This window comes from Type-F symbiont of Plautia stali (assembly GCF_059731105.1).
Window position 1 is genome coordinate 4,075,512 of sequence record NZ_AP035909.1, and the last position, 6,680, is coordinate 4,082,191.

At 59.0% G+C, this 6,680-nt stretch carries 5 protein-coding genes; all 5 read left to right on the forward strand.

The window, feature by feature from the left end; translation table 11 throughout:
* Positions 1-249 precede the first annotated feature (249 nt).
* The 5 genes from ravA (at position 250) to mioC (ending at position 6,571) form a co-directional block, all read left to right on the forward strand.
* Complete coding sequence (ravA, locus tag AC6I7A_RS19435; RefSeq protein ID WP_046100974.1) at positions 250-1,746, forward strand: ATPase RavA; 1,497 nt, start codon at positions 250-252, stop codon at positions 1,744-1,746.
* Positions 1,743-3,203, forward strand: coding sequence for an ATPase RavA stimulator ViaA (viaA, locus tag AC6I7A_RS19440; RefSeq protein WP_009088186.1), 1,461 nt, complete (start codon positions 1,743-1,745; stop codon positions 3,201-3,203). The genes ravA and viaA overlap by 4 nt, the downstream gene beginning before the upstream one ends.
* 68 nt (positions 3,204-3,271) lie before the next feature.
* The gene (ovoA, locus tag AC6I7A_RS19445) at positions 3,272-5,410 is read left to right on the forward strand and encodes a 5-histidylcysteine sulfoxide synthase (protein WP_058957196.1); all 2,139 of its coding nucleotides are present in this window, start codon (positions 3,272-3,274) and stop codon (positions 5,408-5,410) included.
* Positions 5,411-5,513: 103 nt separating this feature from the next.
* On the forward strand, positions 5,514-5,975 hold the full coding sequence (asnC, locus tag AC6I7A_RS19450; RefSeq protein ID WP_009088190.1) for a transcriptional regulator AsnC: 462 nt from the start codon (positions 5,514-5,516) through the stop codon (positions 5,973-5,975).
* 155 nt (positions 5,976-6,130) lie between these two features.
* Entirely contained in the window at positions 6,131-6,571 is a 441-nt protein-coding gene (mioC, locus tag AC6I7A_RS19455; protein ID WP_058957195.1) for an FMN-binding protein MioC, read from the forward strand.
* The last annotated feature ends 109 nt before the right edge of the window (positions 6,572-6,680 follow it).

Consider the following 6,680-nt stretch of genomic DNA (forward strand, 5'->3'; position numbering starts at 1 on the left):
TCGCTCAGGCCATCAAAAAGCGCACAGTATGCACGTATTGGTGAAAATTCCTATACCCGCTTCGCCTTGCTCGCCGGATAACGGGGGCGCTTCAGGCGGTAAAATGTCAGTGGATACCGCGTGATAGCAGGCAAACCTTCTGATACAAAAAAGCTGACAGCTATCAACGCTTTCACGCATGATGATCTATAGAGTAAGGCGCTTGCTTAAGCGCGGCGGCCCGTCGATCGTAAGGACATTGAAGTGATTATGGCTCAACCCCATCTTTTGGCAGAAAGAATTTCTCGCCTGAGCAATGCGTTAGAAAAAGGATTGTATGAGCGGCATCATGCCATTCGCCTTTGCCTGCTGGCGGCGCTGAGCGGTGAAAGCGTGTTCCTGCTGGGCCCGCCCGGCATCGCCAAGAGCCTGATAGCACGCCGCCTCAAATATGCCTTTCAGCACGCCCGCGCCTTTGAATATCTGATGACCCGTTTCTCGACGCCGGAAGAGGTGTTTGGCCCGCTCTCTATTCAGGCGCTGAAGGATGAAGGGCGCTATCAGCGCCTCACTAAAGGGTATCTGCCCGACGCAGAGATTGTGTTTCTGGATGAGATCTGGAAAGCCGGCCCGGCGATTCTGAATACCCTGCTGACCGCCATCAACGAACGCCGCTTCCGTAATGGTGACAGCGAAGAGACCATCCCGATGCGTCTGCTGGTCACCGCCTCCAATGAACTTCCGGAAGCGGACAGCGGTCTTGAGGCGCTCTATGACCGGATGCTGATCCGCCTGTGGCTGGATAACGTGCATGAGAAGCAGAACTTCCGCAGCATGCTGACCCACCAGCAGGATGAACACGCCAATCCGGTGGCGGAATCTCTGCGCATCAGCGATGAGGAGTATGCGCAGTGGCAGCTCAGCATCAGCCAGGTGGGGCTGCCGGATGCCGTTTTCGAGCTGATCTATCAGCTGCGTCAGCAGCTGGAGAGCCAGCCTGCCGCCCCCTACATTTCCGATCGTCGCTGGAAAAAAGCCATTCACCTGTTACAGGCCAGCGCCTTTTACAGCGGACGCAGCGCGATTGCGCCGATAGACCTGATCCTGCTGAAAGATTGCCTCTGGCACGACGTGGCGTCCATGCAGCTGCTGGAACGCGAAATCGACCAGCTGATGACACAACACGCCTGGCAGCAGCAGCCGATGCTGCTGAAACTGCATCAGATCAAAGCCCGTCGTCTGGCGCTGCAGCAACAGCAGAGCGTGGCGCAGGCCATCACGCTGGAGAAGCACAGCGGCATGTTCAGCCGCAAGCCGCACTACGATATGCCCGAAAGCCTCACCGATGAGCAGCTGACGCTGATGCTGCAAAAGCCGCTGATGCTGCACGATATGCAGGTTACCCACCTGGTGATCGCGCGTGATGCGCTGAACCAGTGGCTGCAGAAAGGGGGCGAGGTGCGCGGCAAGCTCAACGGCATCGGCTTTGCTCAGAGCCTGGATCTTCAGGTGGATGCGCAGCACTGCCTGGCGATCCGCGATGTCAGTCTGCAGGCATCGCGGCTGACCCTGCCCGGCGTCAGCAACAGCGAGCCGCTGCCCGGTGAGATTACCGAGGCGCTGGATGCACTGGAGAGTGAACTGCGCACCCAGCGGCATCTCTTCAGTCAGCATCAGCGCTGCCTGTTTATCAGCGACGACTGGCTGGCGCGGGTCGAAACCAGCCTGCAGGATGTGGCAGAGCAGCTGAAACAGGCGCGTAAATGATCTCCGTGGAGACGCTCAGCACCCTGCTCTCGGTGGGGGAGACCGAACTGATTGAAGAGCTGATCGTCGCCCTGCTGGCCTCCCCACAGCTTGCGCTGTTTTTTGAAAAGTTTCCCGGGCTGAAAAAAGCGCTGCTGCGTGATGTGCCGCGCTGGCGGGCCGAGATCAACGCGGAACTCAAAGCCACCCCGGTTCCGGCCACGCTGGCAGAGGAGTTTCAGCTCTTTCAGCGGGTTCAGCTCCTCAGCGATCGTGAATTTATCCACCAGCTGGATGCGACGCTTCAGGCGCTGCAAAGCCTGCCTTCGCCCTTCCTGGATGAAGCGAACCGGCTGTTGCAGCACACCGATATCCACCATCTCAGCAGCGCGCAGCACCAGCTTTTTCTGCAGCGCTGGCGGCTGAGTCTGACCTTACAGACCCTGACACTGAATCAGCAGCTGCTGGAGCAGCAGCGCGAACGCCTGCTGGCGGAGCTGCAGCAGCGCATGGCGCTGAGCGGTCAGCTGGCCCCGATCCTGGGCGACGATGATGAAGCGGCGGCAGGCCGGTTATGGGACATGAGCAAAGCGTCACTGCAGCCCGGCGACTATCAGCTGATGCTGCAATATGGTGATTTTCTCGCGCAGCAACCGGAGCTGCTGAAGCTGGCACAGCAGCTGGGCCGTAGTCGGGAGGCTAAATCGGTGCCGTCACAGGATGCCCCGATGGAGGCCTTTCACCATCTGGTGCAGGAGCCCGCGTCCGTGCCGGAAGAGGTGAGCGGCATTCATCAGAGCGATGACGTACTGCGTCTGCTGCCGCCGGAGTTAGCCGCGCTGAGCATCAGCGAACTGGAGCTGGAGTTTTACCGGCGCCTGGTTGAGAAACGGCTGCTGACCTACCGTCTGCAGGGCGAGGCCTGGCACGAAAAAGTGACGATGCGGCCGGCCAGCCATCAGCAGCATGAGGAGCAGCCCCGCGGGCCGTTTATCGTCTGCGTGGATACCTCCGGCTCAATGGGGGGCTTCAACGAGCGCTGCGCAAAAGCGTTTTGTCTGGCGCTGCTGAAAGTCGCGCTGGCCGACCGGCGTCGCTGCTACATCATGCTGTTTGCCCATGAAGTCATCGGCTACGAGCTGACCGGGGAAGATGGGCTGGAACAGGCGATTCGCTTTCTCAGCCAGCGCTTTCGTGGCGGCACCGATCTGGCCGCCTGCCTCTCCTCGGTGGTGAACCGGATGGAGGGCGCACTGTGGCAGGAAGCGGATGCGGTCATCGTCTCCGATTTCATCGCCCAGCGTCTGCCGGAAGAGGTGATCGGGGCGATAAAACAGCGCCAGCGACACAATCAGCAACGTTTTCACGCGGTGGCCATGTCGGCCCACGGGAAACCCGGTATTCTGCGCATCTTCGACCATATCTGGCGTTTCGATACCGGCATGAAAAGCCGCCTTCTGCGTCACTGGCGCCGTTAAGTCATCTGGCAGAAAAGCTTCTTTGCTATAGTTTACCGTTTCACTTACTCAGCAATCTGGAGCTTCCTGTGACGCTTGCTCAACCCCACCGCGATCTGCCTGCACCTACGCGGACGTTATTGCTCTCCGGCCAGAATAGCGAACAAAAACGTGCCGATTTGCTGGCCTATTTCCATCAGACCTGGGAGCAGTATGAGAGTCTGTTTACCTGTCTGGCGGATCCGCAGGCCTGGTTCACCAAAGCCATTCCGCTGCGCCACCCCCTGATTTTCTATTTCGGTCACACGGCGACCTTCTACATTAATAAGCTGATGGCCGGACGTCTCATCGACGCGCGTCTGAACGATCGCATCGAAGCGATGATGGCGATCGGGGTGGATGAGATGAGCTGGGACGATCTCAACGACAGTCACTACGACTGGCCCACCGTCGATGAAGTGCGTGAATACCGGGGACGCGTGAAAGCCCTGGTCAGCGATCTCATCCAGACCATGCCGCTCACTCTGCCGATCGACTGGGAAAGTCCGGCCTGGGTGATCCTGATGGGCATCGAGCATGAGCGCATCCATCTGGAAACCTCCAGCGTGCTGATCCGCCAGCTTCCGATTGAGTGGGTTAAGCCGCAGTCCGCATGGCCCATCTGTCCGCTGGCGCGCCACCAGCGTCAGGCCGTTCCGGCCAACGCCCTGCTGCCGATGCCCGGCGGCACGGTCACGCTGGGTAAAACTGACGACACCTACGGCTGGGATAATGAGTATGGCCGCCAGCAGATTACGCTGCAGCCGTTCCAGGCGAGCAAAATGCTGGTCAGCAACGCAGAATTTCTGGCCTTCGTCGAGGCGGGAGGATATCAGGATCGTCGCTGGTGGGATGATGAAGGCTGGGGCTGGTGTCAGTTTGCCAAAGCAGAGATGCCCACCTTCTGGGTTGGCACACCTGCGATGCCCGATCAGCTGAAACTGCGTCTGATGTGTGAAGAGGTGGCGATGCCCTGGGACTGGCCTGCCGAGGTCAATCAGCTGGAAGCCGCCGCCTTCTGCCGCTGGAAAGCAGATCAGACGGGGCTGGCGATTCAGCTTCCCTGCGAAGCGGAGTGGACTCAGCTGCGCGAACAGGTTGCCGGCGACCAGCCGCAATGGGAGCAGGCACCGGGCAACATTAACCTGGCTTACTGGGCCTCCTCGTCACCGGTCGATCTGTTCGCCCAGGGCGACTTCTTCGATATCGTCGGCAACGTCTGGCAGTGGACCACCACGCCAATTAACGGCTTCGAAGGCTTCCGGGTCCATCCGCTTTACGACGATTTCTCGACGCCGACGTTTGATGGTAAACACTCGCTGATCAAAGGGGGCAGCTGGATATCCACCGGCAATGAAGCCCTGAAATCGGCACGCTATGCGTTTCGCCGCCACTTCTTCCAGCATGCCGGTTTCCGCTATGTGGTGTCCGGGCACAGGGAGAGCATGGCGCTGAATCCGTATGAGTCTGACGCCATGGTGTCGCAGTATCTCGACTTCCAGTATGGCCCGCGCTATTTCGGCGTGGAAAACTATGCCGAAAGCCTGGTGAAGCTGGCGCTGAATTACACCCGCGCCCGGGGCGACGCCCTGGATATCGGCTGCGCGACCGGACGCGCCAGTTTCGAACTGGCCCGCCACTTCGAACGCGTCACCGGCATGGACTACTCGGCGCGCTTCATCGATGTGGCGCTGCAGCTGACCAGCGGTGAAGATTTCCGCTATCTCCTGCCTCAGGAGGGCGATCTGGTCGAGTATCGTCAGGTTCGCCTGAAAGATTTCGATCTGGAGAGCGATCTGGCGCAGCGAATCCGCTTTGTGCAGGGGGACGCCTGCAACCTGAAGCCGCAACCGGCCGGTTACGATCTGGTGCTTGCCTCCAATCTGATCGATCGTCTGCGTCAGCCCGCGCGCTTCCTGCAGGATGTGACGCCGATGCTGCGTCCGGGCGGCATTCTGCTGCTCTCATCGCCTTACACCTGGCTGGAAGATTTCACGCCGAAAGAGAACTGGCTGGGCGGCGTGCGGGAAAACGGAGAGGCCCTGACGACCCTGCAGGCGCTGCAACGGCTGCTGGCCGCCGACTTCGAGCTGATCGATGAACCGCAGGATGTGCCGTTCGTGATCCGCGAAACGGCCCGCAAGTTCCAGCATACGCTGGCGCAGGTCACCGTCTGGCGCAAACGCTAAGCAACCCGGCAGCGGCGCCCGTCGCTGCCGGGAGTTGCCTGAACCACTATTTTGCTGCACATTCACCCTTGTTCACTTAAGCAGACCCACAACGAGGATGGCCATGGCCGAACATCTGCAGCTCGACAACCTGGATCGCGGCATTCTGAATGCCCTGCTGGAGAATGCGCGCACCGCTTACGCCGAGCTGGCAAAGCAGTTTAATGTCAGTCCCGGCACCATTCATGTGCGCGTGGAGAAGATGAAGCAGGCGGGTATTATCCTGGGCACGCGGGTGGATATCGATCCGCGCCAGCTGGGGTTTGATGTCTGCTGCTTTATCGGCATTATCCTGAAGAGCGCGCGTGACTATCCGGCGGCGCTGAGCAAACTGGATGCGCTGGATGAGGTGGTTGAAGCCTGGTACACCACCGGTCACTACAGCATCTTTATTAAGGTGATGTGCCGGTCAATCGATGCCCTGCAGCAGGTGCTGATCAACAAGATCCAGACCATTGATGAAATTCAGTCAACCGAAACCCTGATCTCGCTGCAAAACCCAATCATGCGTACCATCAAGCCCTGATCGTTCCTTTCCCTGTGCATAATCTTATCCCTGACGAATGTGGCGGCTGACAACGGCTGCGTTCGCCTTTCCCGATCCATTAACCCTGTTGTCCACAGGTGGATCACCGCTTGATCACAGCGTACAATGCTCGCCTTACTGTCCGGGAGAGCAAGATGGCCGATATTACCTTAATCAGTGGCAGTACTCTGGGAAGCGCCGAGTATGTGGCTGAACATCTGGAAGAAAAATTACAGGAAGCAGGCTTCTCCACGCAGCTGCTGCATGGCCCGGAGCTGGATGAGGTGCCGCAGACCGGTATCTGGCTGGTGGTCTGCTCAACGCATGGTGCCGGCGATATCCCTGACAATCTGCTGCCACTCGCTGAAGCTATCCGCGACAGCCAGCCCGATCTTTCTCAGGTTCGCTTTGGCGCTGTCGGACTCGGCAACCATGAGTACGATCTCTTTTGCGGCGCGATCCGCCAGATTGATGCGCTGCTGACCGCACAGGGGGCGCAGCGGATAGGCGATCGTCTGGAGATTGACGTGCTGGAGCATGAGATCCCTGAAGATCCGGCAGAGGCCTGGCTGGAAACGTGGAAAAACGCGATCTGAATCGCGGACGGGGATCGCGAAATAGTGACGATCCCCAGTGGAAGATGCTGATTTTATCCTTTTCCGCTCGATTATTTTGTGGATAACTACCCTCTTTTACTGCGTATAA